Source organism: Fretibacterium sp., assembly GCF_057312375.1.
On the sequence record NZ_DBHLDX010000001.1, the window covers coordinates 82,566 to 106,982 of the forward strand.

24 protein-coding genes, 1 tRNA gene and 1 riboswitch are annotated in these 24,417 nt (G+C 59.9%); of the genes, 6 read left to right on the forward strand and 19 right to left on the reverse strand.

Annotated elements, in window-relative coordinates; translation table 11 throughout:
- Positions 1–6: 6 nt before the first annotated feature.
- The 14 genes from ACO41U_RS00370 to ACO41U_RS00435 form a co-directional block, all read right to left on the reverse strand.
- Positions 7–870: an SDR family oxidoreductase gene (locus tag ACO41U_RS00370; RefSeq protein ID WP_485941023.1), complete on the reverse strand. Its 864-nt coding sequence runs from the start codon at positions 868–870 to the stop codon at positions 7–9.
- Entirely contained in the window at positions 863–2,263 is a 1,401-nt protein-coding gene (locus ACO41U_RS00375) for a B12-binding domain-containing radical SAM protein (protein WP_485941024.1), read from the reverse strand. The genes ACO41U_RS00370 and ACO41U_RS00375 overlap by 8 nt, the downstream gene beginning before the upstream one ends.
- Positions 2,250–3,236 carry a CgeB family protein gene (locus ACO41U_RS00380; RefSeq protein ID WP_485941025.1) on the reverse strand — a complete coding sequence of 329 codons (987 nt, stop codon included), beginning with the start codon at positions 3,234–3,236 and terminating at the stop codon, positions 2,250–2,252. The genes ACO41U_RS00375 and ACO41U_RS00380 overlap by 14 nt, the downstream gene beginning before the upstream one ends.
- 20 nt (positions 3,237–3,256) lie before the next feature.
- A complete protein-coding gene (locus ACO41U_RS00385; protein WP_485941026.1) occupies positions 3,257–4,180 on the reverse strand; it encodes a class I SAM-dependent methyltransferase in 924 nt (307 codons plus the stop codon).
- A 48-nt stretch (positions 4,181–4,228) separates the two neighbouring features.
- Positions 4,229–5,536: an ABC transporter ATP-binding protein gene (locus ACO41U_RS00390; RefSeq protein ID WP_485941027.1), complete on the reverse strand. Its 1,308-nt coding sequence runs from the start codon at positions 5,534–5,536 to the stop codon at positions 4,229–4,231.
- Positions 5,537–5,629: 93 nt separating this feature from the next.
- Positions 5,630–6,484 carry an ABC transporter permease gene (locus tag ACO41U_RS00395; RefSeq protein ID WP_485941028.1) on the reverse strand — a complete coding sequence of 285 codons (855 nt, stop codon included), beginning with the start codon at positions 6,482–6,484 and terminating at the stop codon, positions 5,630–5,632.
- Positions 6,474–7,001, reverse strand: coding sequence for an ArsR family transcriptional regulator (locus ACO41U_RS00400; RefSeq protein ID WP_485941029.1), 528 nt, complete (start codon positions 6,999–7,001; stop codon positions 6,474–6,476). Before ACO41U_RS00400 ends, ACO41U_RS00395 begins: the two co-directional genes overlap by 11 nt.
- Before the next feature lie 156 nt (positions 7,002–7,157).
- Positions 7,158–8,360: a methionine adenosyltransferase gene (gene metK / locus ACO41U_RS00405; RefSeq protein WP_485941030.1), complete on the reverse strand. Its 1,203-nt coding sequence runs from the start codon at positions 8,358–8,360 to the stop codon at positions 7,158–7,160.
- A gap of 100 nt (positions 8,361–8,460) precedes the next feature.
- Positions 8,461–8,558: riboswitch (SAM riboswitch) on the reverse strand.
- A 121-nt stretch (positions 8,559–8,679) separates the two neighbouring features.
- Complete coding sequence (gene rpsD / locus ACO41U_RS00410) at positions 8,680–9,276, reverse strand: 30S ribosomal protein S4 (protein ID WP_015557023.1); 597 nt, start codon at positions 9,274–9,276, stop codon at positions 8,680–8,682.
- Between the two features lie 176 nt (positions 9,277–9,452).
- Positions 9,453–9,644 carry a hypothetical protein gene (locus ACO41U_RS00415; RefSeq protein ID WP_485941031.1) on the reverse strand — a complete coding sequence of 64 codons (192 nt, stop codon included), beginning with the start codon at positions 9,642–9,644 and terminating at the stop codon, positions 9,453–9,455.
- Positions 9,645–9,686: 42 nt separating this feature from the next.
- Complete coding sequence (gene gltX, locus ACO41U_RS00420; protein WP_485941032.1) at positions 9,687–11,066, reverse strand: glutamate--tRNA ligase; 1,380 nt, start codon at positions 11,064–11,066, stop codon at positions 9,687–9,689.
- The gene (gene ispF / locus ACO41U_RS00425) at positions 11,063–12,220 is read right to left on the reverse strand and encodes a 2-C-methyl-D-erythritol 2,4-cyclodiphosphate synthase (RefSeq protein ID WP_298779156.1); all 1,158 of its coding nucleotides are present in this window, start codon (positions 12,218–12,220) and stop codon (positions 11,063–11,065) included. Before ispF ends, gltX begins: the two co-directional genes overlap by 4 nt.
- Positions 12,217–12,849 (reverse strand): recombination mediator RecR, encoded by a 633-nt coding sequence (gene recR, locus ACO41U_RS00430; protein WP_298779153.1) that lies wholly within the window; start codon positions 12,847–12,849, stop codon positions 12,217–12,219. Before recR ends, ispF begins: the two co-directional genes overlap by 4 nt.
- 9 nt (positions 12,850–12,858) lie before the next feature.
- Positions 12,859–13,170 (reverse strand): YbaB/EbfC family nucleoid-associated protein, encoded by a 312-nt coding sequence (locus ACO41U_RS00435; protein ID WP_015557021.1) that lies wholly within the window; start codon positions 13,168–13,170, stop codon positions 12,859–12,861.
- 195 nt (positions 13,171–13,365) lie between these two features.
- Here ACO41U_RS00435 and nagA point away from each other — a divergent pair, with 195 nt between their 5' ends.
- Positions 13,366–14,502: an N-acetylglucosamine-6-phosphate deacetylase gene (gene nagA, locus ACO41U_RS00440; protein WP_485941033.1), complete on the forward strand. Its 1,137-nt coding sequence runs from the start codon at positions 13,366–13,368 to the stop codon at positions 14,500–14,502.
- A 63-nt stretch (positions 14,503–14,565) separates the two neighbouring features.
- On the opposite strand, the gene ACO41U_RS00445 is transcribed toward nagA, so the two are convergent.
- From ACO41U_RS00445 to ACO41U_RS00460, 4 genes are all read right to left on the reverse strand, one after another.
- Positions 14,566–14,928, reverse strand: coding sequence for a VOC family protein (locus ACO41U_RS00445; protein ID WP_485941034.1), 363 nt, complete (start codon positions 14,926–14,928; stop codon positions 14,566–14,568).
- Between the two features lie 39 nt (positions 14,929–14,967).
- Positions 14,968–16,794, reverse strand: coding sequence for an aspartate--tRNA ligase (aspS, locus tag ACO41U_RS00450; protein WP_485941035.1), 1,827 nt, complete (start codon positions 16,792–16,794; stop codon positions 14,968–14,970).
- A gap of 84 nt (positions 16,795–16,878) precedes the next feature.
- Positions 16,879–17,874 (reverse strand): AIR synthase family protein, encoded by a 996-nt coding sequence (locus ACO41U_RS00455; protein WP_485941036.1) that lies wholly within the window; start codon positions 17,872–17,874, stop codon positions 16,879–16,881.
- A gap of 226 nt (positions 17,875–18,100) precedes the next feature.
- Entirely contained in the window at positions 18,101–19,294 is a 1,194-nt protein-coding gene (locus ACO41U_RS00460; protein WP_485941037.1) for a sodium ion-translocating decarboxylase subunit beta, read from the reverse strand.
- A gap of 340 nt (positions 19,295–19,634) precedes the next feature.
- On the opposite strand from ACO41U_RS00460, the gene ACO41U_RS00465 reads away from it, so the two are divergent.
- Positions 19,635–22,286 carry a valine--tRNA ligase gene (locus tag ACO41U_RS00465; protein ID WP_485941038.1) on the forward strand — a complete coding sequence of 884 codons (2,652 nt, stop codon included), beginning with the start codon at positions 19,635–19,637 and terminating at the stop codon, positions 22,284–22,286.
- Between the two features lie 64 nt (positions 22,287–22,350).
- On the opposite strand, the gene ACO41U_RS00470 is transcribed toward ACO41U_RS00465, so the two are convergent.
- The gene (locus ACO41U_RS00470; RefSeq protein ID WP_485941039.1) at positions 22,351–23,040 is read right to left on the reverse strand and encodes a response regulator; all 690 of its coding nucleotides are present in this window, start codon (positions 23,038–23,040) and stop codon (positions 22,351–22,353) included.
- A gap of 156 nt (positions 23,041–23,196) precedes the next feature.
- On the opposite strand from ACO41U_RS00470, the gene ACO41U_RS00475 reads away from it, so the two are divergent.
- From ACO41U_RS00475 to ACO41U_RS00490, 4 genes are all read left to right on the forward strand, one after another.
- A tRNA-Arg gene (locus ACO41U_RS00475) sits at positions 23,197–23,272 on the forward strand.
- A gap of 355 nt (positions 23,273–23,627) precedes the next feature.
- Positions 23,628–23,840 carry a hypothetical protein gene (locus ACO41U_RS00480; RefSeq protein ID WP_298780336.1) on the forward strand — a complete coding sequence of 71 codons (213 nt, stop codon included), beginning with the start codon at positions 23,628–23,630 and terminating at the stop codon, positions 23,838–23,840.
- A gap of 64 nt (positions 23,841–23,904) precedes the next feature.
- Complete coding sequence (relB, locus tag ACO41U_RS00485; RefSeq protein WP_298780339.1) at positions 23,905–24,135, forward strand: type II toxin-antitoxin system RelB family antitoxin; 231 nt, start codon at positions 23,905–23,907, stop codon at positions 24,133–24,135.
- Positions 24,119–24,382: a type II toxin-antitoxin system RelE family toxin gene (locus ACO41U_RS00490; protein ID WP_298780341.1), complete on the forward strand. Its 264-nt coding sequence runs from the start codon at positions 24,119–24,121 to the stop codon at positions 24,380–24,382. The genes relB and ACO41U_RS00490 overlap by 17 nt, the downstream gene beginning before the upstream one ends.
- Positions 24,383–24,417: the final 35 nt, after the last annotated feature.

The following is a 24,417-nucleotide window of genomic DNA, read 5'->3' on the forward strand; positions in this document are numbered from 1 at the left end:
CACAGGTCAATAATCCGCCAGTTCAAGCGATATTCTGTCCTTCATGCACACACCATCATATCGGTTCATGTACGATGACGGGATCAAAGACAGGTCTTTCTGAAAGAGCGTACGATTCAGGTCAACCTGAATTGGCAAGAGCATCGTTTGGCTGTTCAGAAGCGAAGCCACCATCATGCCAAAAGAGTAGCGGCTCATGGGGACATTCCCAACCACATGCATAATGTTGTCCGTAATGGAATCATACTCCTCAATGACGTCCGTCAGAGTCTGGGTTAAGAGTTTCAAGGGCGTCGGAGAAAAGACAACGTTTTCAAAAAGAGACAGTTTTTCTTCAGTCTTTAGGGCCTTTACTAACCAATCAAAAAAAACGCCCCCGCGTCCCATCACAGCTGCGGTCCTGATGATTTTAAAATCCATGTCCGACTGGAGCAGGATATCCTCGGCCTCTGCATTGGAACGCCCATATTCCGTAACAGGACAAACTGCCTCATTTGCCTTATATCCTCCTGTTTGACCGTCAAAAACATAATCCGTAGAGATAAAAAGAATTTTAAGATGTTTTCCACTCCGATGAATAGCCTTTAGAAGATTCTTAACAGGAAGAAAATTGATACTTTCAGCCCACCCTTGATCTTCTTCACAGTGCCGGACGTCTTTGCAGCCGGCAATCCAAACCAGGAATTCCTCAGCGCCTTCTACAAGCCGTTCGATGTCTTCATAGGATGTAATATCGACATGCAAAAGCTCATCGCTGACCTGGGAATGGCAATAGGTTCCACACACCCTTAAAAAAGGGCGGGATTTCAAAGAATGATAAAGAGCCTTGCCTATAAAGCTGGAGGCTCCGACAACCATCACGTCAGTCATAGAGTTTCTCCAACAATCCTCTGAATTTTTCCTGATTACCATCATACATCTCCATCCCTCGCAAGCTGTCCAAGCCATATTTTCTGACAAAATCTTCGTAGAGAGAGGTCCCAGGGAAAGGTACGCAACTCGCTACCCTGTAGCTCCTCAAAATATCGATCCCACGTTTTTCCACGAAGCCCAAGTCGTCTAGAATTTCCATGTCATGCTGTACGATTTCTTTCGTCTGCCCCGGCAGGTTTTTCATCATCATAACATCCAACCTGAGTTTAGGATAGGTTGAAGATAGATATTTCAATGTGTCGTGGACATTCTCAACTTCCAGGCCCTTTTTGATATTTTTAGAAACGCTGGGATCAAAGGTTTCCACTCCAAATCGCATACCAACACAGCCGCAATGTACCATTTTATCGAAAAGCCAAAGGGGAGAGCAATCCAAACGTCCCATCATGGTCCAAGGCAAGCCAATTTCTTTCAGATGGTCACATAACGAGCTGATGCGTTCGTCCCCTATGTTAAAGGTATCATCGTCAAATAAGATGCTCTTATACCCATATCGGGCCACACATTGGCGAATCTCTTCGGCAACCTTTTCAGGCCGACGCAATGCGACCTGTCCTTTGTACATCGTTTGAGGCCAGAGACAATAAGAGCACTTGAAGGGGCATCCCTTGCTGGCATAAATCTGTAATTGGGGTTGTGGAGTAGGCATTGTATGTTCAAAGTAGAATGTGCTCTCCGGATAATCCCGAAACGGGAATGGCACAGAATCCAAATCTTTAAGTATTTCAGAATCATAAATACCGGGTTTTCGCTCAGAAACCATTCGGACGGAGCTAAGGATATATTCTCCCCTCAGCCAATAATGGACATAGGGGTGTTTTTCCATCAACTCTTCGGCATTTTGGACTACATGGGAACCGGCTATTGCCACTTCGGCAAACTCCGATACTCTCTTGGCAAACCAGAGATCGATGTCCAAGGTTGAAGCTGAACACTCCATCAAAACAATATCGGGATTGGAGCGTCGTATCCTACTTAAAAATTTGTCATAGCTGTTTTCACCACAGATGACGGCATCCATCATCTCCACGGCATGACCGTTATGACGAAGCAGGGCCGCAGCATATCCCATCAAGAAAGGGTATGGAGCAAGTTTGTACAGAGGGCGCTCTGTCGTCCAGGGCCACCGCGAACCAGCCCGCACTCCATAACGCACACCTTTTCCCAAACCCCAATGCCGATAGCAAAAATTCAATACATTCCTAAAAAAACCAATGCGCCACAAATTGGATGGAATCACAAACTCCTTACATTTGAAATCGTTCTCCAACGTCCCCGTGGTAGAATATACAACAGGAGGATTTGCCAGAACCACTTTAGTCGTTTTCATAAAAAAGGCCCTCCAAATAACTCAGCAATTTTTTTGCCCGCGTTGCGACAGTCTCTGAACCAAGGACGTAATCATAGCCCCTTTGAGCGATATCCAAACGTTCCTCTTCATGAACAAGATAATACCTTATCTTTTCCTCCAGGTCACGGCCCCCGCCCGAAAAGACGACCTTGCCCTGCAAGCGTTTTTCTGCCGCAGGGATAGGGTCTGATATCACAAATCCTTTACATGCAAGGATCTGATAAACCCTCAGAGAAACGACCCCCCACTCCGCCGCTCTTTGCATGGAACAATTCAGATTGACCTTTGCATTACTGTAAAGCAATGGAACGTCCTCTTCAGGAATGCGCCCTCTCGAAATCTCCTCAAAAACTTTTTTGTAGGGAGGCAAATTCAGCTCAAACTCACGATTTTTCCAGAAACGAAAGCGATGCCTCTGAATTTTCCAATTGCCAAATAAGGCAAAGTCAAATTTAGCTGCAGGATAAAGATAGCGTATCGTCCGTTCCGTTCCTTTGATGTCATTGCCAATATAAGACACCTCGCATGCGAAACGGATATCATCTCCTCGCGGGGAAAATACAGATGGGTCAACTCCAAAGGGGAGGAAAAGGCCCCTGTGTCCATGATCCATATGATAGGCAAGCAAACTCTCGGAAAAGAAAATATAACCATCGTAGCCATAGGAATAAAAGCGTTTGAAAAGCTCGTCCAGAGACTCCCCATAGCTTGCGGACTGCCAATAGAAAACATGTTTTTTTGCCCAAGACTTGACAGGTGGCATGTCCACGGTTAGATAGATCATCACGTCCAGCGATTCACTGACCGGAAAATTCGGGGCGTAAAGATCAACAGACGTTACGGCGTCATCCTTCCGTAATTCCCTGCACAAAGTTTCGGCCAGCAACTCTTCTCCGATAACGTCACCTTTGGAGTTTTGTTTATCCCACTCCATATAAAAACCGATCCTCATGGCGGCTCACTCCTTGTCGCTCACTTCTTTTCAAAAGGCAAATACCTCCGCAACAGGCGCTGTAACGTCGCTCCGTCGCTGTGGCACAGGTGCCATATAAGACGCTGCGCATAATAAGAAAGTCGGTAAGGCAGGTGCTTCATTCCTTCCTGGTGCGCCGTCTCCGCCTTAAAGGCCGCGACATGCTCCGGACTTTCGCAAAAAACGGTCAATACGTCCGCGACCTTCTCCCTGGCCTCATCCGAGTAAATCATACCCATTCCACTGGGGGTCCTCTGTAGCAACACCGCATTCCAATGTGAGCGGGAGGAGGCATTTATGGAGGGGGTGGGTACGTCAGACAAAAGACGCTTGAAGCCCTTCTCCATCTCCCAATTGATAACGTCATGGAAGACGAAGACGCTTTCCGGCGCCGCATAGGGGAATATGGCCTCAAAATCGAGCGCTTGCTGAGCTTCCGTGTGCAGTCCATCGATAAAGGCAAAATCTACGGACCCGTTCAGATGTTTTTCGACAACCGACGGCACAGCCTGAGGAGAAAAGCCTTTGATCACCTTCAGGTTCAATTTTTCTTTGACGGCAATTTTGTTAGTGAGGGCAATTCCATCTATATAGGGATGCTGAGGGACATCCAGCTCCACCGCAGCATCCAAAACGACGACCTGCGCCTGAGGATTCAAAAGCGACAGGAGTAATGAGGACCACCCGAACCCATTGCCTATTATCAATATCGTTCGAGGCGACCACGAGGCAAACAGCTGTTCAAAAAAATATACCTCCTGCAGGGAGATTCCCCATCCCGTCGTTGCGACATGGGTGCCATCAAACAATACCGTAAAGGGGGCATGAACAACTCCTGAAAAATGACACGGGTTCAATCCCGTCCGTATTGTATAGCCCTCTTCCTCATAGAGCCGTATCATCTTCGCTACAGGAGAATTCATTATAAACCCCTCGCTTCATCGCATTCTCAAATGTTTTAAAACATCAGCTTATAAAAATTTGATGCCCCACACTTCTTCCAGGGCCAGCACCCCAGGCCGCCCCTCAAAGCGATAGGGAGACGAGTAAACCAAGCCGCCTATCGTAAAGCTGAGGGACATTTCCCTAATTCCCGGGGAGATGATCCACTCCCTCTCCCGCAGACTGGAGAGCAGCTCCAGGCGATACCCCCCGGTATTTAAAAACTCGATGGGGAAAAAGACCCTCAGGACAAAATGGCCTTTCAAAGGGGGCAGTTCCCTCTCTCCTCCCGATTGGTCCGTGGGCTCCGAACCATAAAGCATCACCTGATCCTCGGTATATACATTAAACCCAACAAGGAGCGCCGGGTCAGGGACCTCGACAAAGCCCTCGATCTCGACCCAAACCCTGTCCTTGCGCTCCACGGGGCCTGAAATCGCCTTTCCGTCCTCTCCATAGAGGCCGAAGCGCAGCGGCTTGAACCAGGGGTTCTCGAAGAGGTTGCCGGGGTTCCTCCACTCAGCGACCGCGGTAGCTTCCTTGGAGACGTTCAGGTACTCCCGTACCCCGGCGGAGACGTCCGGCGTATCGAGCGCCACTCGCCCCCGGTCCAGGCAGACCACCCGGTTGCAAAGCTGTGAGATGGCCCCCATGTTGTGGCTGACGAACAGGATCGTCCGGGCCTGCTTGTGGCTCACTTCGTCCATCTTGCCCATGCATTTCTTTTGAAACTCCGCGTCACCCACCGCCAGGACCTCGTCGATCATCAGGATCTCCGTGTCCAGGTGCGCAGCCACGGCGAAGGCCAAGCGCACGTACATGCCGCTCGAGTAGCGCTTCACCGGCGTGTCCAAAAACTTCTCAACCCCAGCGAAGTCAACGATGGCGTCGAAGTTCCGCCGAATCTCTGCCTTGCTCATCCCCAGGATGGCGCCGTTCAGGTAGATGTTCTCCCGCCCCGTCAGCTCGGGGTGAAAGCCCGTCCCGACCTCCAGCAGGCTGGCGATGCGCCCCCTGAGGGACACGCGCCCCGTCGTGGGCTCCGTGATGCGGCTCAGCACCTTCAGCAGTGTGGACTTACCCGCGCCGTTGCGTCCGATGACCCCAACGCGCTCCCCCTCCTCAACCTCGAAGGAGAGGTCCGACAGCGCCCAGAAGTCCTCAACGACCGGATTTTTCTCCCCCGAGCTCTTCGCTAAAGGATGGCACAGTCTGTGCCCCAGGCGTTTTGCGCGATCCACCAACACGTCCCGCAGCGCAATGTAGCGCTGCGGCGACTTGTGCGCCAGCAGGTACTTCTTGCCCAATCCTTCGATCTTGATAACGGTGTTCGTCATTTACAGCTCCTTACAGGCAGGATCAGGTGAACGATATACGATCCTCTGCAGCATGGGGGAAGCGTCCGATTCTCCTCCATGGAACTCGCCCCCTTAGATGAAGTCCGCAAAGAAGCGCTCGGTGCGGCGGAAAAACCAAATCCCGCTGACAAAGGCCAGGACGGAAACCACCGCAGAGATCAAAAAGCCCGGCAGGTAGAGCGAACTGGCCGTTCCCTGAATGCACCAGCGAAAGCCGTCGATCACCCCAACCATGGGATTGAGGCTGTAGAGCAGGCGCCAGCGGCCCGGTACCACGGAGCTGGAGAACCCCACGGGCGAAACGTAGAGGCCGAACTGAACCAGGAACGGGACGATGTAGCGAAAGTCCCGATACTTCACGTTCAGGGCCGAGAGCCAATAGCCCACGCCAAGCGCTGAGAGCGTTGCCAGCAGAAAGAAGAACGGCATCAGCAGGATGCCGGGGGAGGGAGCGAAGCCGTACCACAACATCAGAAGGCCCAGAAGGGCCAGCGAGATCAGGAAGTCCACCGCACTCACGATGACCGAGCTGGTCGGCACGATCAGTCGCGGGAAGTACACCTTGCTGATCAGGCGGGACTCCGCTATCAGGGAGTTTGAGCTCTCCTGCATCGCGTTGGCGAAGTACTGCCACGGCAGCATCGCCGAGAACACCAGGATAGGATAGGGAACGCCCTCGCTGGGCAGTTTGGCCAGCCTGCCGAACACCACGGTGAACACCAGCATGGTCAGGAGGGGCCGGATCACACTCCAGGCGACGCCGATGACCGTCTGCTTGTAGCGCACCAGGATGTCGCGCCAGGCCAGAAAATAGAACAACTCCCGATAGCGCAGAAGCTCCCGGAAAAAGGCTCCCGTCGTTCGATTGGGCTCGATGATCAGGTCGAAACCGGCATCCGTGGACTTGTCCATCATGTTACCCCGCATCCCTCACTTGCTTCTGCAGAACTTCATCCTGCTCGCCCCAGACGAACAGGGACTCCTCCGGACGCAGGGTCCCGCGCAGGGTATCGTACTCCTCCGGGGTCAGGACGAGTGCCCGAACCTTCCGCGCAATCAGGCCCTCCACCTTCTCCACAAGCTCGCCCAGATACGCTCGATCGACCGTCCCCACCAGGATCAGGTCGATGATCCCGCTGTCGATCCCATGGGCGTAGTCGCCCGTGATCAACGCTGCGCGCACGGAGCCCATGCGCTGGACGATCCCCTCCACCACCTGATCGATCCCCAGCACCTTGCGCACAATCCGGTGCAACTCCGGAAAGAGCGGGTGACTCCGGCAGGCGCGATAGGTGCGCTTGCGTCCCTCGGCAGGCCCCTCCTCCAGGAAGCCCGCAGAGCACAGCCGGTTCAGCTCCACCCGCACGGCGTTGGTGGACTCCCCAAACTCCTCAGCCAGCCCACGCAGGTAGGACGTGACGTCCGGGTTCAGGAAGAACTTCACGAGGAGCTTTATTCTCGTCTTGGATGGAATCAAAGAGTCAATCATCATACGAGTAATTCTATTACTCAAGAATAGTCCTTGTAAATAGGTCTTAAGACTTAACTAAAGGGACGCCTTGCGGCGTCCCCCCATGTCTGCTATTCCTTTGTCGGTGCGTTAAAGTCCGGCGGCCTTGCGCAGCTCCTCTGCCCTGTCCGTCTTCTCCCAGCCGGGCAGGTGCGGCAGGTCGATGCGCCCCATGTGCCCATAAGCAGCGAGGGCCCGATACTGTGGCTTGCGAAGGTCGAGGTCCCGGATGATCGCGGCGGGGCGGAAGTCGAAGTGCTCTCGGAGGAGCTCGACGATCTTCTCGTGGCTGATCTTGCTCGTGCCGAAGGTTTCCACGTTCAACGAAACGGGCTCCGCCACACCGATGGCGTAGGCTACCTGGATCTGGCACTTGTCCGCAATGCCGGCGGCCACGATGTTCTTCGCCGCATAGCGCGTCATGTACGCGGCGCTGCGGTCAACCTTCGTGGGGTCCTTGCCCGAAAAGGCGCCGCCGCCGTGGGGAATCCATCCGCCGTAGGTGTCCACGATGATCTTGCGCCCCGTCAACCCCGTGTCGGCCATCGGTCCGCCCTTTACGAAGCGCCCCGTCGGGTTGACGAAGATGCGGGTGTCCGCGTCGAGAAGGGCATCGGGGACGATGGGGTTGATGACGTGCTCGATGATGTCCGCGCGAATCTCTTTGAGGCCGGCTTCGGGGTGATGCTGTGCGGAAACGACGATCGTGTCCGCGTGAACGGCCTTATGTCCCTCGTAACGGAGGGAAACCTGGGTCTTGCCGTCCGGGCGGAGGTAGGGGATCGTCCCGTCGCGCCGAACCTTGGTCAGCTGACGCGCCAAGTTGTGGGCCAGGGCGATGGGCATGGGCATGAACTCCTTCGTTTCATTGCACGCATAGCCGAACATCATCCCCTGATCGCCCGCTCCGATCTTGGAGATGTCCTCGTTGGAGAGCTTGTCGCGGACCTCGATCGCGTTGTCCACGCCCTGGGCGATGTCGCCGGACTGCTCGTCGATGGCGGTCAGCACCGCGCAGGTTTCGCCGTCAAAGCCGTACTTGGCCCGGGTATAGCCGATCTCCTTGACGATCTCGCGGGCCAGCTTCGGAATGTCCACGTACGTGGAGGTTGTAATCTCGCCGGAAACCATCACCAGTCCCGTGGTGCAGAGCGTTTCGCAGGCGACGCGGCCGTTGGGGTCATCCTTCAGGATCGCGTCCAGAACACCGTCCGATATCTGATCCGCCACCTTGTCGGGATGCCCCTCCGTCACGGACTCCGAAGAAAAAATGAAACTGTCCTTATCTGTCATGTTTTTGCCTCCCTATCGAAATCAGGACCGCCTCGCGGCACAAAAAAAGCGCCCTTCCCTAAGCGAAACAAGGAAGAGCGCGTTGAAAACTATTCTCTTCCTCTCATCATCCAGCCCTGCGGGCTGCTGGTATTGGCACCTGATTCGACAGGTTGCCGGGCTTCATCGGGCCAGTCCCTCCACCTCTCTTGATAAGAGTGTTCTTAGTAAAGTTAAAACCTGACAACTGAGCGTATTATACCGTCTCTCGCTGCCATGTCAAGAAACCCCATAGATCAACCGCAAAACCGGGGACGCAGCCCCCTTCCCGATCGACGGGCTACTTCGAGTACAACTCCACCGCCAGGATCTCGTTGACCTCAATGGGGAGCTCCTCGCGCATCGGCTCCCGGATCAACTTGGCGCTGAACTGGTTCTTGTCCTTCTCAAGGTAGGGCACGCTGAAGGAGGCCAGTCCCTGAAAGTTGTTCTGGAAGGTTTCGTTCGTCCGGGACTTCTCCTTCAGGCTGATCACGTCGTTCACCTTGACGTTGCAGGACGGGATGTCCACCTTGACGCCGTTCAGGAGGATATGGCCATGGCTCACCATCTGGCGCGCCTGACGGATGGAACGGGCAAAGCCGATGCGGTAGACCAGGTTGTCCAAGCGGCACTCCAAGTTCTTCAGGAGGGCCACGCCGGTCATCTCCGTGCTCTTCTTCGCGATCTTAAAGTAACGGGCAAACTGACGCTCCAAGATGCCGTAGTAGGCCTTGATCTTCTGCTTCTCCATCAACTGAAGGGCGTACTGCGACACCTTCTGACCGCCCCGGGCGGGCTTCTTGGTGTCCACCCTCTTCATCGCCTTGGGGTGGCCGCAGACGTTGACGCCCAAGTGGCGCGACAGCTTGAAACGGGGTTCTCTCCGAGTTGCCATAAAGACACTCCTTCACTCAAATTTTATCTAAAACTTCAGCGGGCCCCAGAGGCCCTGTTCACACCCAAAGCCAAGTTGTTAGCCCATCAACAACTTTTTGAGTTTATCACCTGTCCATGAAAATGTAAAGGTCAAAAACATCTCCGCTTCGCGATTCCTGCTTCGTCGGCGCTTCCCTAGATGCTGCTGTCCTCGATGAACGCAGGCCAGAAGTTCTCTATCGCCTCTTCGTAGGCCTCGAAGGAGGGCAACTCGACGACCTCGTCGATGAGGACGTACTGCTCAAAGCTGCCCAGCTCCAGCTCTCCAACCCAGTTCTCCACGTCACACACCTTGTTGTGCGAGTAGACGCCCGCCACGCCGTTCACCGCCCTTCAGGTCCTCTGCATTCTATCATTATACCAGAATGCTCAAGAACCTCCGTTCAGGCGCGCACAGCACGCCTCCTTCCCCATGGCGAACAGCACCAGCGGCAGTGGCGGCCCCTTGTCGGCACCCGTCAGGAAAAGGCGCAGCGGGTGGAAGAACTCGCGCCCCTTAAGGCCCTGTCCCTTCATGAAGGCGCCCAGGGCCGACTTCAGGGCCTCCGGGCTCCAGTCCTCCGCCCCCGCAAGGGCTGCGGCGAGGGCCGGCATCCAGGGAGAGCGCTCCCCTTCGGGAGGTTGGGTCAAAAAGGCAAGGGCGTCGCGCAGGTCGGGCAGGAAGGGCGTCTCCTCAAGCATGTCCTCGATCAGCGGCGCGAGGCGATCGACGCAGGGGCAGAGACTCGGCGTCGCGGCGGCGAGGTCCAGGGCCAGCCGGGCTCCGCCCCGCCGCTCCATGGCCTGCCTCTGCCAGTAGAGCAGGTGCCCTTCGTCGTGGACCGGCGAGGACCGGACGATCGCCGAGAGGGAGAAGGACGCCGGCAGACGGCTCAGGTCCAGCAGCGGCGTACCCTCTGGAGGCGTCCAGCTCAGCGTCGCCAGGTAGGCGATCAAGGCATCGGGCAGGAACCCCCGTTCGCGGTACTCGCGAATGGGCGTAGAGCCCGTCCGCTTGCTCAGCTTCTGCCGGTCCGGCGAGAGGACCATGGGGATATGGGCAAAGGCCGGACGCGGCCACCCCATCCGGTCCAGGATCGCGAGCTGGCGCGCCGTGTTGGGGACGTGTTCATCCCCGCGGATAACGTGGGTGACGTCCATCAGATGATCGTCCACGGCGGAGGCGAACAGGTAGGTCACGGTGCCGTCGTTCCGCTCAAGGACGAAGTCGCCGATCGACCCAGCGGGGAAGGACTGTTGCCCGCGGACGAGGTCGTCAAAGGCGATGTCCTGGTCCGGCAGCGCCAGGCGCCAGCAGGGCCGCTCTCCGTCGGCGATGCGGCGAGCGGCCTCCTCAGGGGTGAGTCCGCGGCACCGCCCGTCGTACCGCGGCGGTTCTCCCCGCGCCAGTTGGTCCCGGCGCAGGGCGGCCAATCGCTCCTCCGAGCAGAAACAGGGGTAGACCGCCCCGATCGCCCTCAGATGATCCATCTCGTGGCGATAGAGGGCTCTGCGTTCGCTCTGCCGGAAACTCGCGCTTGAGGGCATGCCCGGCCCCTCGTCCCAATCGAGCCCCAGCCAGCGCAGGTCGTCGATCAGCGCGGCCTCGAACTCCGGCCGAGAGCGCTCCGCGTCCGTGTCGTCGATGCGCAGGATAAAGCGCCCCTCCTCCCCCGCTGAGTGGGCGCACAGAAAGTTAAAGAGAGCGGTGCGCGCACCGCCGATATGCAACTCCCCCGTCGGCGAGGGGGCAAAGCGCGTGCGGATCATCTTGTCCCGTCCCCGTACAGGGTGGCGGAGGCCCAGCAGGTCATGGAGCCCCCAAGGCCGGGGTCGCCCGTCCCCTCGGCGGACTTCGCCTTGAGGCTGACGCAGTTGGGCAGATCCGGGTTCAAAATTGCCGAGAGCCGCTTTCGCATCTCAGCAAGGTGAGGGCCGAGGCGCGGGACCTGCGCCTGGACCACGGCATCCACCCAGGCAATCGTCCACCCCGCCTCGACGACGAGGTCCACGGCCGTCTTGAGAAGTTCCATGCTGTCCGCATCCCGGTACTCCTCGCTGCTGGCGGGAAAGAGCGTCCCGATGTCGGGCAGGCCCGCCGCCCCCAGGATCGCGTCGGCGACGGTGTGGGCCAGCAGGTCGGCATCGGAATGTCCCAGGAGCCCCAGGGGGGAGTCCTCGATCAGGACGCCGCCAAGGATCAGCGGGCGTTCCGGGACCAGACGATGGACGTCGTACCCCAGCCCCGTCCGGACGGTTGGGGCTCGCCGCCCCTCTGCGATCCTCTCCGCGATGTGCAGGTCGTCGGGCCAGGTCACCTTGAAGTTCAGGCGCTCCCCCTCCACGCAGTGCAGTTCCAGGCCTGAGGCCAGCCACGCCTCGGCCTCGTCCTTCACGGCGGAGCCGCGATCCCGCAAAGCGGCCATCAGGGTCGGCCTGTAGAAGGACTGAGGGGTCTGGGTCATGTAGAGGCCGTCACGATCGACCGCCTCCACCCGCTCTCCGTCAATGCGTTTGATGGCGTCCGATGCCGGAAGGACGGGGACGGCCCCTACGCCCTCGCTGGTTTCCTCCATAAGACGGCGCATCAGGGAGATGCTGATGAAGGGACGGGCCGCGTCGTGAACCATGACGTAGTCGAAGGACGCCGCGTTGAGGCCGCTGAGGACGGACTCAGCCCGCGAGGCGCCGCCGCCCGCCAGGCGCAGCGGGATGCGGGCGCTCTGGCGCCAGGGCGGCGGGGTCACCTCGCCCTTGGGAAGGACCAGGACGATCTCCCCGATGCCCTCCTCCGCCATGGAGGCCGCCATCTCCGCGCTCCATCGCCACATCGGACGACCGCCCAGGAGACGGAACTGCTTTCGCTCCCCCCCCATGCGGCTGCCGCTGCCCCCCGCGACGATGACGAACGAAAACTTCTTCATTTTTCTTCCCCGCCCCCATTTCCTGCGGACACGGCCGTGCGCGATTCAAGCGCCGTGTGCAGCGTCATCTTGTCGGCGAACTCGATGGAGCCGCCGACCGGCAGGCCAAAGGCCAGACGCGAGATCTTCATCCCCTCGCGCATCCCCGGAGCCTCCCTCAACGCGTCGAGGAGGGTGTAGTACGTCAGGTCCCCCTCCATGCGGGGGTTGGTGGCGATGATGACCTCCTTCGCGTCGAGCTCCCGAATGTGCGACAGGAGGGAATCCACGCTCTCCGGGCTCAGGTCCTCGTCGTCGAAGGGGGAAACGCGGTTGTCCAGAACGTGGTAGAGGCCGTTGTAGATCCCCGCCTGCTCAAAGGAAACCAGGTCGTCGATGTCCTCCACGACGCAGAGCGTTTGCCGGTCCCGCAACGCGTCGCTGCAGATCGGACAGGGGTCCCCGCTCGATACGTTGCCGCACCTGCTGCAGACGCAAAGCTCATCCTTCAGGGTGGCGATGCGCCTCCCCAGGTCCTGAAGCTCTGCAGAATCCCTCTTTAAAAGGTAAAAGACCATCCGCCTCGCGCTCTTGTTCCCGACGCCAGGGAACTTCGTAAAGGACAGGATCAGGTCCGCGATAGGGTCCAAGGCCGCCGCCTACATTCCGAGCCCCATGGCGCCAAGGGCGCCGGTCACGCTGCCCATCCTCTGGGCAGCCAGCTCCTTGCTCTGCTTCAGCCCCTCGTTGACCGCAGCCGTGACGAGGTCCTCCAGCATCTCCCGGTCGTCGGGCTTGATGACCTCAGGGTCGATGTGGATTCCCACCAGGTCCCCGCTCCCGGTGAACACGGCCTTCACCATGCCGCCGCCCACGCTGGCCTCCACGGTTTCCTCCGCCAGCTTTTCCTGTATCTGCATCATCTGCGCCTGCATCTTCTGGGCCTGCTTCATGATATTGTTCAGCTTCATCGAACCAACCTCCAAGGCAAAATGTCGAGCCGGAAAACCTGAAAGCCCTAAAAGCATTTTGAAAGTATAGCGTCTTTTTCCGTTCCACGCACCATAAAATACAACGAGTCCTGAAAAGTCGCCCTGCTCCCGCTATAATACGATCAAACGACGCCCGCACGTGAAGGGCGCGGGCGTTCGAGGGGAGAGGGGTCCATGAAGCTCTTGTCAGGGGAAAGGATCTTGTGGGGCGGCGCGATGCTGGAGGGGCACGCCCTGCTCTTCGAGGGCAGGGTCCTCGCGTGCCTTCCTGTGGAGCGGACCGACGGGATCGAGGCGGAGCGCGTCGAAGCCAGCGGGCGGTACATCTTGCCGGGCTTCGTCAACGTACACGTCCACGGGGCCATGGGCTACGACGCCATGGATGCGACGGACAAGGCCCTCGACGCCCTGAGCCTGGCCATGGCCAAGGACGGCGTCACGGCCTTCCTGCCCACCTCCGTCACCGCTCCGATGGGAGAGATCGACGCTGCGGTCCGCGCCGTGCGCCGGGGCATGGCACGCCCCCTGCCCGGCGCGGCCATCCTGGGGATGCACCTTGAGGGGCCGTGGATCGACGAGGCCATGCGGGGCGCACACCCGGCGGCCTTCATCAGCCGCTCCCCGGATGTCTCCTGGGTGGCGGAGCGCGCAGACGTCCTGCGCATCGTCACGTTCTCGCCGACGCTGGACCCACAGCACTCCTTCACGCGCCGTCTCAGGGAACTGGGCATCGTGCCCTCCCTGGGGCACACCACGGCGGACTTCGACCTGGCGCTCTCCGCCGTGCGGGCGGGGGCACGCTCCATCACGCACCTGTTCAACGCGCAGCGCGGCCTCCACCACCGAAGCCCAGGGATGGTCGGGGCCGCGGCGGTCTCCGACGTCATGTGCGAGTTCATCGCAGACGGACGGCACGTCGTGCCGGAGCTCTTTGAGCCCGTCTGTCGGCTCATCGGGGCGGACCGCCTCGTCCTGATCACAGACTCCATGCGCGCAGCGGGCCTGCCCGAGGGGGACTATCGCTTCGCAGGCGGCGTCGTGACGGTCCGGGATGGCCTGCCCGTCAGTGGGGATGGGACGATTGCGGGGAGTGCCCTCACGATGAACCGCGCCCTCAGAAACTTCCACCAAGCCACTCGTCGCCCCCTGTCCGAGCTCTCGGCGACGGCCTCGCGAAACCCGGCCCGCCTCCTAGGCCTGACGCGCAAAGGGGAGCTTGCAGCCGGAATGGACGCGGACATCGTCTGCCTCGACGACGATTTCAACGTCAGGGCGACCTTCGTCGGAGGCCGTCAGGTCTTTGGCGCATAAAAAAGGCCCCCGTCCGCCCCGGAGCGTCGAGCGCCGGAGGAACGGGAGGCCTGAGGACCGTCATCAGCGGGGTGGGAGGACCTCCAGCCAGTACCCGTCCGGGTCCTTGATGAAGTAGATTCCCATGGCCTCGTTCTCAAAACAGACCCAGCCCTTTTCGCGGTGAAAGGCGAGGGCCTTGTCGTAGTCCTCCACCCGAAAGGCCAGGTGAAACTCCTCCTCGCCCAGGTCGTAGGGCTCCTTGCGCTCCCTCATCCATGTGAGCTCCAGCGTGAAGTCGGTCGTCCCGTCGCCCATATAGACGAGAATGAAGTCCTGCCCCTCCTTGCGCCGGACCTCGTGCAGGCCAAGGGCCTCCTCGTAGAAGGCCAGGCTCCGTTCCAGGTCCAGGACGTTGAAGTTGACGTGACAAAATTCAGCCCTCAATGCCGTTTCCTCCCTCGGTTCACGATTCGCCAAACACCCTTATTCCGCCTCAGGGGGCACGACGGCGATCCGGAGCTCGTCGAGCCGGGATTGCTCCACGACGTCCGGGGCCTGCGAGAGCAGGCACTGAGCCCGCTGGGTCTTGGGGAACGTCATGACGTCCCGGATGGACTGCCCGCCGCAGAGGAGCATCACCAGACGGTCCACGCCAAGGGCGATGCCGCCGTGGGGGGGCGTCCCGTAGGAGAGCGCGTTCAGGAAGAACCCAAATCGACGCTTGGCCTCCTCTGGCGAGATGCCGAGGCACTTGAAGAGCCGAGCCTGCACCTCCGGATCGTGGATTCGGATGGAGCCTCCTCCCACCTCGTTGCCGTTCAGGACGCAGTCATAGGCGCGGGCGAGGGCCTTCGACGGGTCGCGCTCCATCAGGTCCCCCTCCTCAAGGACGGGGGAGGTGAAGGGATGGTGCATCGCCACCCAGCGCTTCTCCTCGTCGCTCCACTCAAAGAGCGGGAACTTCGTCACCCAGAGGAAGCGCCATTCCTTTTCGTTCATGAAGCCGCGGGCTCGGCCCAGGTCAAGGCGCAGAACGCCCAGGATGGTGCAGGCCTTGGCGCGGGAGGCGTCCGCCAGCACGAACAGCGCGTCCCCGTCCTTCAGGTCGGCGATCCGGCAGAGTTCCTCCAACTCCCCTTCGGTGAGGAACTTAACCAGAGGGCCCTTAAGAGCTCCCTCCTTCATCTGAAACGCCGCAAGCCCCGACGCGCCGAACTTCTTGGCGCGGTCCTCAAGGTCCATCAGCTCCTTGCGCGAAAGCGCCGCTCCGCCCGGCAGCGCCAACGCCCTCACCACGCCACCGCCGTTCAGCACCTGCTTGAAGGGCTCGAAGGAGGCCTTTGCAAAGACGGAGGCCACGTCGCAGAGCTCAAGGGTGACGCGCAGGTCCGGCTTGTCGCTCCCGTAGCGGTCCATGGCGTCCCAGTAGAGCATACGCTCAAAGGGCGTCGGAACGTCCACGCCCAGGACCTCCTTAAAGAGCCCCTTCATGTACCCTTCGATGAGCTCCATGACGTCGTCCTCGACGACGTAGCTCATCTCGATGTCCACCTGCGTGAACTCTGGCTGACGGTCCGCCCGGAGGTCCTCGTCCCGGAAGCAGCGCGCGATCTGGTAATAGCGGTCGAAGCCGCTGACCATCAGAATCTGTTTGAAGAGCTGGGGGGACTGGGGCAGCGCGTAGAACGTCCCGGGGTTGACGCGGCTGGGGACGAGGTAGTCCCTGGCCCCTTCGGGGGTGGCCTTCGTCAGGATGGGCGTTTCCAGCTCGATGAAGCCCCGCCCCTCCAGGTAGCGCCGCGTGAAGGCGTTGATTCGGCTGCGGGTGCGCAGGTTGTTCTGCATCCTCTCGCGCCTCAGGTCCAGGTAGCGGTAGGTCAGGCGCAGGTTCTCATCCACGTCGTCCGTCGCCTCCCCCACCTCAAAGGGGATGGGCGACGCCTTGGACAGGACCAGGAGGTCCTGGGCGACGATCTCCACCGAGCCCGTCTTCAGCGTCGGGTTCTCCGTGCCCTCGGGCCGTATCCGGAGCTTGCCCCGCACCGCAACGCAGTACTCGCTCCTCAGTCCACCCGCGGCTTCGTGAGTATCTCCCGCCTCAGGGTTGAACACCACCTGAACGGACCCCGTGTGATCCCACAGCTCAATGAAGATGATGCCGCCCAGGTCGCGCCGCCGACGCACCCATCCGTTGGCCCGGACCTCTTTGCCCGCATCCTCTGTGGAGAAATCGCCGCACAGCTTCGTCCGCTGCCACGATTTGTCAAAAAAATCCCCTCTTGCCATCTCGCTCCCGCTGGAACTCGCCATCGCATAAGCTCTCCTCTATGACAAAACTATAACCACTGCAAAAGAACAATCCAGTTGGTTCCCTATTATACTATATCCGCTGCGCTACGCCCTTCCCCTGGCCAGGAGGTCCCACAGCTCTTCGTGCATGTCCAGCCGTTCTTCCGCGGCCTCACCCTCCGCCGTGCCAAATTGTCCTATAACGCTTGAAGGGATACGATTCTGAAGGAGGGCGGCCTGGGCAGCCTCCACTCTCTCCTCCGGGACAGCGGCGATCAGCATCCCCGACGAGATCAGGCGCAGGGGATCGAAGCCCAGGGACGCCGCGGCCTTCCGCGTGATGGGAGAGATGGGGACGGCGTCGCGGTCGAGCGTCAACGGAAGCCCGGCAGCCTTGCAGACCTCCAGGAGCGCGCCCTCCAGGCCGCCCTCCGTGGGGTCGTGCATGTAGTGCGAAAAGTCCCGAAGGGCCCGAGCCGGTGGAACGACGGAGAGGTCCTTTCTCCAGGCGCGGACCGTCGTCAGTTCCTCCGCGCTGAGGCCGTCCAGGAGGTCCGGCCTGTCGTGCGCCAGGATGGACATCCCCTCAAGCCCGGCGTGACCGGTCACGAGGAGCCTGTCGCCCGGCCGTATCCGGTTGATCCCCAGCTGGCAGTTGGTTGGCCCCATCATCGTCCCCACGATGACGGGCCAGTCGTAGCGGTCCGACAGTTCCGTGTGTCCGCCCACCACGGCGATCCCCATGGCCGCACAGGCCTCGTGCACCTCCTGCATGATCCGGCTGACCATGGCGACCCCCTCCCCCGCCGGTATGATTAGCGTCACGATGAGCCAGGACGGCTCGCCGCCCTTGCAGACGACGTCGTTGGCGTTCACGTGGACCAGGAGCTCCCCCGCGCCCTCCGAGGCCCCCACAATGGGATCGGACGCCACGGCGAGGAAGCGCTCGGCGTCCGGCCATCGAATCAGCGCAGCGTCCTCGCCGAGTCCGCCTCCGACGATCAAGTCCTTCCGGGGCGCTCCCGCGTAGCGCAGCACGTTCCGGCGGAGCGCGTCCGGCGACAGCTTCCCCAGCACGACGTCTCCTTCAAACTGACCCATGGAACCATCCCTCCCAATCCTGAAACCCTTAGGGGTCGCTCGACCCCCGCTCTCACACCTTTTTGGCAACGCAGGCTCCGGGGCCTGCGGTAGGTTAACGTGGGTTGATTATTGTAGCAAACGAGCGCCAGCCCGTACAGTCGCACAGGGCGCTGGCCATGAGCAAAGCCGCCCCTCAGGGGGCGGCTCGTTCGCTACCTCGACAAATATTTGGATGGCAGATTCCCTACTTGGAGAGGAGCGTCAACATGACGCCCGCCGCAACCGCGGTGCCGATGACGCCCGCCACGTTGGGCCCCATAGCGTGCATCAGCAGGAAGTGGCCGGGGTACTCCTCCTGGACGACCCGCTGCACGACGCGCGCTGCCATGGGGACGGCCGAAACGCCTGCGGAGCCGATCATCGGGTTGATCTTGCCGCCCGAGAGGACCTTCATGAGCTGACCGAAGAGGACCCCACCAACCGTGCTGAAGATGAAGGCGATCAGACCGAGCAGGACGATGATGAGCGTCCGGGCCTGCAGGAACTTGTCGGCCTCCATCGTGGAGCCGACAGCGAGGCCCAGGAAGATCGTGGTGATGTTCAGGAGCTCGTTCTGGGCCGTCTGGCTCAGGCGTTCCGTGGCTCCGCACTCGCGCAGCAGGTTGCCGAACATCAACGTACCAACCAGAGGCACGCAGGCCGGAAGCACCAGACCGGCCACGATGGTGCAGATGATGGGGAACAGGACCTTTTCGCGCTTGCTGACGGGGCGGAGCTCGCTCATCACGATGCCGCGGTCCTTCTTCGACGTGAGCATCCGAATGAACGGGGGCTGGATCAGCGGGACGAGGGACATGTAGCTGTAGGCCGCAACGGCGATGGCGCCCAGTATCTCCTCCTGTCCCAGCTTCATGGTCAGGTAGATGCTCGTGGGGCCGTCCGCGCCGCCGATGATGCCGATGCTCGCGGCCTGCTTGATGTTGAAGGCCACGTCGAGGCCGAAGCTTTTGGCGATGGGGCCGACCCAGTTGGCCCCGATGAAGGAGACGAACACGCCGAACTGCGCGGCAGCGCCCAGCAGGAACGTGATCGGGTTCGCGATGAGGGGTCCGAAGTCCGTCAGGGCCCCTATCCCAAGGAAGATGATGATGGGATAGATTTCGTACTGCGCGCCAAAGTAAACGGCCCGCAGGAACCCAAGCGAGGGGTTCTCCGCCGTGGGCATATCCATGATGCCGGACAGGGGCAGGTTGACCAGCAGGCAGCTGAAGGCGATGGGGACGAGGAGCAGGGGCTCAAACCCCTTGCCGATAGCCAGGTAGAGCAGGACGAAGGCGACGATGATCATGACGAGGTTGCCCGTCCCCGCAGGGGAGAACAAGACCGCGAACCCTGATGCCTCAAAGAGCTCGCGCAGCGCTGTGACGTACATTTCCATGCTCCGCATTCCCTCCTAAAGTGCCCTCAGACGCTTTGCCCGAAGGTCCCGTTCGACAAAGAACCACGTTGGAATCCGTTTCTTGAAGCAGTATGAACTAAAATAGCATAAAAGGACAAAAAATGCACGCAGAAACGGAGCCGGACATCGAAAAAGACGAAACTCCGGCGTGCCCTACGGAGCGCATCAATCGGGGACTTATCTTCCCCTGCCTTATCTGCTAAAATGTTTAATTTAGTTATTGTCCTGGCTTCTTTTGAGATCAGCGTTGCGGTCCTGGACTGCCGTTTTACACGACAGCGCGAAGCAGGAATTTTTTGGGGACGGAGTGTCGATTGTGATGAAGAGGAACCGAGAGCTCGCCAAGGGCTATTCGCCCGATGCCATTGAGGAGAAGTGGTATGCGTTCTGGCTGGAGAAGGGGCTGTTCAATGCGGAGCCCGACGCCTCCAAAGAGGCCTTTTCCATTGTGATCCCTCCCCCGAACGTCACGGGGTCGCTCCACATGGGGCACGCCTTCAACAACACCTTTCAGGACATCCTGTGCCGGACGAAACGCATGCAGGGATACAGCGTCCTCTGGCTCCCTGGGACGGACCACGCGGGCATCGCGACGCAGAACGTCGTGGAGAAGGACTTGGCAAAGAAAGGCCTGACCCGCCACGACCTCGGGCGTGAGGCCTTCGTGAAGAAGGTCTGGGAGTGGAAGGAGGTCTACGGCGACCGCATCATCAAGCAGATGAAGCGGCTGGGAAACTCCTGCGACTGGCGGCGCGAGCGCTTTACGTTCGACGAGGGGCTGTCCCGTGCCGTTCGGGCGGTGTTCGTGCGCCTCTACAAGAAGGACCTGATCTACAAGGGCAAGTACATCATCAACTGGTGCTCCCGCTGCCACACCGCCCTCTCCGACCTGGAGGTGGAGTACCGGGAGATGCCCGGAAAGTTCTATTACGTGCGCTATCCCTTCGTCGGTGAGGAGGGATCGCTCCTCGTGGCGACGACGCGCCCGGAAACGATCCTCGGTGACGTGGCCATCGCGGTGCACCCACGGTCGGAGCAGTATCGCGGCATGATCGGGAAAAGGGTCCGCGTTCCCCTGACGGATCGCGAGATTCCCATCATCGAGGACAACATGGTGGACCCGGAGTTCGGGACGGGCTGCGTCAAGATCACGCCGGCCCACGACCCCAACGACTTCCTGGTGGGACAGCGGCACGACCTGGAGCAGATTCAGGTCATCGATTCCGAGGGCGTCATGAACGAGAACGCCGGCAAGTATCGGGGCATGACCTTGGAGCAGGCGCGCGAGGCCGCGGCGAAGGACCTCGACGCGCTGGGGCTGCTGGAGAGGACCGAGGAGATCAAGCACTCCGTCGGCCACTGCCAGAGGTGCGGGACCACCGTGGAGCCCTACCTTTCCGAGCAGTGGTTCGTCCGGACGAAGCCCCTCGCAGAGCGCGGCGTTCAGGCCGTCAAAGAGGGGCGCATCACGTGGACGCCCGCGCAGTGGGAGAAGACGTACTTTCACTGGATGGAGAACATCCGGGACTGGTGCATCTCCCGTCAGCTGTGGTGGGGGCACCGCATCCCGGCCTGGACCTGCGCCGACTGCGGGCACGTCACCGTCGCCGAGGCGGACCCCGCAGAGTGCGAGAAGTGCGGCAGCAGGAACATCGCTCAGGATGAGGACGTCCTGGACACCTGGTTCAGCAGCGCGCTCTGGCCCTTCTCCACGATGGGCTGGCCCGAAAGGACCCCAACGCTCGAATACTTCTATCCCACGTCGCTCATGGTGACGGGGTTTGACATCATCTTCTTCTGGGTGGCCCGGATGATCATGATGGGGCTCGAATTCATGGACGAAGTCCCCTTCAAGGACGTCTACATCCACTCCCTGATCCGGGACGAGAAGGGCGACAAGATGAGCAAGTCAAAGGGCAACGTCATCGATCCCCTCGTCATGATCGACAAGTACGGTGCAGACGCGCTGCGCATGGCCCTGGCGGCGCTCTCCACTCAGGGACGGGACATCCTGCTCTCCTCCGACAAGATCGAAACCTACCGGTACTTCATGAACAAGCTGTGGAACGCGGCACGGTTTGCCCTGATGAACCTCGACGACGAGTCCCAGCCCATCGACCAAACTCATCTGCGCCTTCAGGACCGCTGGATACTCACCCGCTGCCAGGAGGTCACACAAAAGATCACGAAGTGCATCGACGGCTACGACATCGGCGAAGCTGCCCGGAGCCTCTACGATTTCACCTGGGGCGACGTCTGCGACTGGTACATCGAGATGTCGAAGCCCGCGCTGCGCGGCGACGAGGGGCCGGAGCGCAGGCGAACGGCACAGGGCGTGCTGGAGGAGGTCTTCAAAACGCTCCTTCCGCTGCTCCACCCTTTCATCCCCTTCGTGACGGAGGAGCTGTGGGCCGCGTTCGGCTGGGGCGACACCTCCATCATGAGGGCTCCGTGGCCCCGGCCTCAGGAGGCGCTTCGCTTTGCCGACGTCCAGCCCTCCATGCGTACGCTGCAGGATACGGTGTCTGCCCTGCGTAACCTGCGGGCGGAGGCTCACGTCGCTCCCCAGCAGTGGATGAGCCACGCGGTGATCCGGGTGGACGATCCCACCGTCGCGGAGATGCTGCGCGACAACCTGGGGCAGCTCTCAGGCCTCTGCCGCGTCCACGAGGTCGCAATCACCCCGTTGTCCGAGCCGCGGCCCACGGCCTCACTGACCTCCGTCGTGGGGGACGCCGAGATCAGTCTGCCCGTGGGGGACGTGCTCGACATCCCTTCGGAGATCGCGCGCTTGACCCAGGAGATCGCCTCCATCGAGAAAAACGTGGCGGCCAGTCAAGCCAGACTCGATAAGCCCAGCTTCGTTTCCCGTGCCCCTCAGGAAGTGGTGGAGAAGGAGCGCGCGCGGGTGGCTGAAGGCACGGCACAGATCGCCCGATTGAAGGAGAACCTCGACAGCATCAGCCACTAGGCGCTGGATGCAGTACGCCCCCCACGGTCTTGTGGGGGGCGCACGTTTTCGTCCGAGGCGTGAGTCAGCTCTCGATTCCCGCGCCGTCGCCGGTGATCTGCTCCATCGTTTCCGGGCTCATCTGGGCGAAACCCAGCTTCCAGGCGAGGATGGCCGCCTGGGTGCGGTCGCGCAGCTCCAGTTTCTTCAGCATGTGGCTGACGTGGTTCTTCACCGTCTTCTCGGAGAGGACGGTCTTCTGCGCCACCTCCTGGTTGCTCATCCCCTGGGAGAGCCAGTACAGGACCACCTTCTCACGGGGGGAGAGGTCGTCCAGAAGACTGTTCTCATTCTTCCTCCTGGAGAAGCTGGTCATCAGCTTCCCCGCCACCTTGGGGTCCACGTAGGGCTCGCCGCGGCAGGCTGCGCGAATGGCCGCGATCAACTCCGACCTTCCGGAGGACTTGAGGACGAACCCCTTCACCCCCTCGGCGGAAAGGGTGGCCAGGCAGTCCTCGTCGTCGTAGGCGCTGACGGCCACGGAGGCGGACTTGATGCCTCTGGCCTTGATCTCCCGCGCCAGCTGCACCCCGTCCATCTGCGGCATGTTGATGTCGAAAAGGATGACGTCGGGGTGGTGCTGGCGAAGCAGCTCCAGCGCCTCCTCGCCGTCGGCCCCCTCCCCCACGACCTTGATGTCCGGCTCCAGCTCCAGAATCTTGCGCAGACCATCCCTGAAGAGCTTGTGGTCGTCCGCTACGACTATTTTGATCATGATCCCCGCACCTCGTCTCAAACGTTTCTGGCCTTGATTCCAGCTCGGTCCTCTCGAAAGTCGAGTGAAAGTCCTTCAGGAATTTTACCGAGAATCTGGATTTGCACCTTCATTTTTTGCCAAACTATGCTATAGTTACTGGCGTTGACCTGACGCGCGCCTGTAGCTCAGTGGATAGAGTGACGGCCTCCGGAGCCGTAGGTCGGGCGTTCGAATCGCCCCAGGCGCGCCAATGTTCTCCACTGCAACCCATACCCAACACTCCCCCAGCCTCTTTCAAGCTGTTGTATGTCGTCACGAGCGACGGCCTTATCTCGTGATATCCCTTTTCCATAGTTGCAATTGGGAGGGTCCCTCCTTTTTCATGAAAGAGCTGCTGACCTTGGAGGGGCGGCCCTTTTTTGTGTTCCTCCGCTCATTATACAATGAAAAATAGGTATAATGAGCGGAGGAAAATCGCCCTTGTGTCCTCCTGCTCTGCTCTGAGCCAAGGTGACCATTGCAATCAGGGAGGCCATTGCGCGAGCCCAGAACGCTGTCGAATTTGAGGCGGCGATCTCGGCAGCCAAAGGGGGGGAGGGATAGGTATGATTCAAGCTGTGGCAGCAAAGAGGAAGAGCCTATATCGCCAACTCCAGAGCCTGACCGAGGAGGACTTGGACAGGGTGAGCCATTATGCAGCATTCTTGCAGTACCTAGAAACCCAGGAAGACGAGGAGGATATCGCATGGATTGAGGCCCACAAGGACGACCCGACGGTCCCCTTGGAGGACGTGCTAAAAGCCCTGGGGCTTGACTGATTAAAGACGTTTACCAAAACCTTTAGCGAAGTAGACCTTATTATGATCAGGGGAGGGATGAGGGATGGCTCAGCTCGTGCTGGAGTTGCCACAGGAGCTGCGGGAGCGTATTGAGGTCCGAAGTTGCGAGGTCAAACAGAAGCCGGAAAGGTTCGTGTTGATGGCCATCGAGCAGTACCTTGAGGACTTGGAGGACGCCGAGGAAGCGCAAAGGGTTGTGGCCGAGATCGATGCCGGAAGGATGGGTACTCGCCCCTGGGGTGAGGTGAGGGCACGCCTTGGCCTGGACGATTGAGCTTTCCGAGGAGGCGGAAGCCACACTTTGCAAGCTGGATAAGCCGATCCGGCAAAGGGTCGGAAGATTTATCGACCGTGTGGCGTCGCTCCCCAATCCTCGGATGCAAGGAGAGGCGTTGCAGGGGCCGCTTGCAGGTCTTTGGCGTTATCGTGTAGGGGACTATCGCCTGGTATGCCACCTGAGGGATGATACCCTTGTTGTCCTCGTCGTCTGGCTCGGCCACAGGAGAGAGGTCTACAGGTAGGCCAAGGAAGCGTAGGGGCAAGTTCTTTTTGTCCC

Coding starts and splice junctions, on each gene's coding strand:
- nagA (WP_485941033.1), top strand. CDS start 13,366: ATGAAGCTCTTGTCAGGGGAAAGGATCTTGTGGGGCGGCGCGATGCTG.
- metK (WP_485941030.1), bottom strand. CDS start 8,360: ATGACAGATAAGGACAGTTTCATTTTTTCTTCGGAGTCCGTGACGGAG.
- ACO41U_RS00375 (WP_485941024.1), bottom strand. CDS start 2,263: ATGAAAACGACTAAAGTGGTTCTGGCAAATCCTCCTGTTGTATATTCT.
- ACO41U_RS00385 (WP_485941026.1), bottom strand. CDS start 4,180: ATGAATTCTCCTGTAGCGAAGATGATACGGCTCTATGAGGAAGAGGGC.
- relB (WP_298780339.1), top strand. CDS start 23,905: ATGGCTCAGCTCGTGCTGGAGTTGCCACAGGAGCTGCGGGAGCGTATT.
- ACO41U_RS00465 (WP_485941038.1), top strand. CDS start 19,635: ATGAAGAGGAACCGAGAGCTCGCCAAGGGCTATTCGCCCGATGCCATT.
- ispF (WP_298779156.1), bottom strand. CDS start 12,220: ATGAAGAAGTTTTCGTTCGTCATCGTCGCGGGGGGCAGCGGCAGCCGC.
- ACO41U_RS00395 (WP_485941028.1), bottom strand. CDS start 6,484: ATGCGGGGTAACATGATGGACAAGTCCACGGATGCCGGTTTCGACCTG.
- ACO41U_RS00460 (WP_485941037.1), bottom strand. CDS start 19,294: ATGGAAATGTACGTCACAGCGCTGCGCGAGCTCTTTGAGGCATCAGGG.
- ACO41U_RS00370 (WP_485941023.1), bottom strand. CDS start 870: ATGACTGACGTGATGGTTGTCGGAGCCTCCAGCTTTATAGGCAAGGCT.
- ACO41U_RS00435 (WP_015557021.1), bottom strand. CDS start 13,170: ATGAAGCTGAACAATATCATGAAGCAGGCCCAGAAGATGCAGGCGCAG.
- rpsD (WP_015557023.1), bottom strand. CDS start 9,276: ATGGCAACTCGGAGAGAACCCCGTTTCAAGCTGTCGCGCCACTTGGGC.
- ACO41U_RS00455 (WP_485941036.1), bottom strand. CDS start 17,874: ATGGGTCAGTTTGAAGGAGACGTCGTGCTGGGGAAGCTGTCGCCGGAC.
- gltX (WP_485941032.1), bottom strand. CDS start 11,066: ATGATCCGCACGCGCTTTGCCCCCTCGCCGACGGGGGAGTTGCATATC.
- ACO41U_RS00390 (WP_485941027.1), bottom strand. CDS start 5,536: ATGACGAACACCGTTATCAAGATCGAAGGATTGGGCAAGAAGTACCTG.
- aspS (WP_485941035.1), bottom strand. CDS start 16,794: ATGGCGAGTTCCAGCGGGAGCGAGATGGCAAGAGGGGATTTTTTTGAC.
- ACO41U_RS00480 (WP_298780336.1), top strand. CDS start 23,628: ATGATTCAAGCTGTGGCAGCAAAGAGGAAGAGCCTATATCGCCAACTC.
- ACO41U_RS00470 (WP_485941039.1), bottom strand. CDS start 23,040: ATGATCAAAATAGTCGTAGCGGACGACCACAAGCTCTTCAGGGATGGT.
- ACO41U_RS00380 (WP_485941025.1), bottom strand. CDS start 3,236: ATGAGGATCGGTTTTTATATGGAGTGGGATAAACAAAACTCCAAAGGT.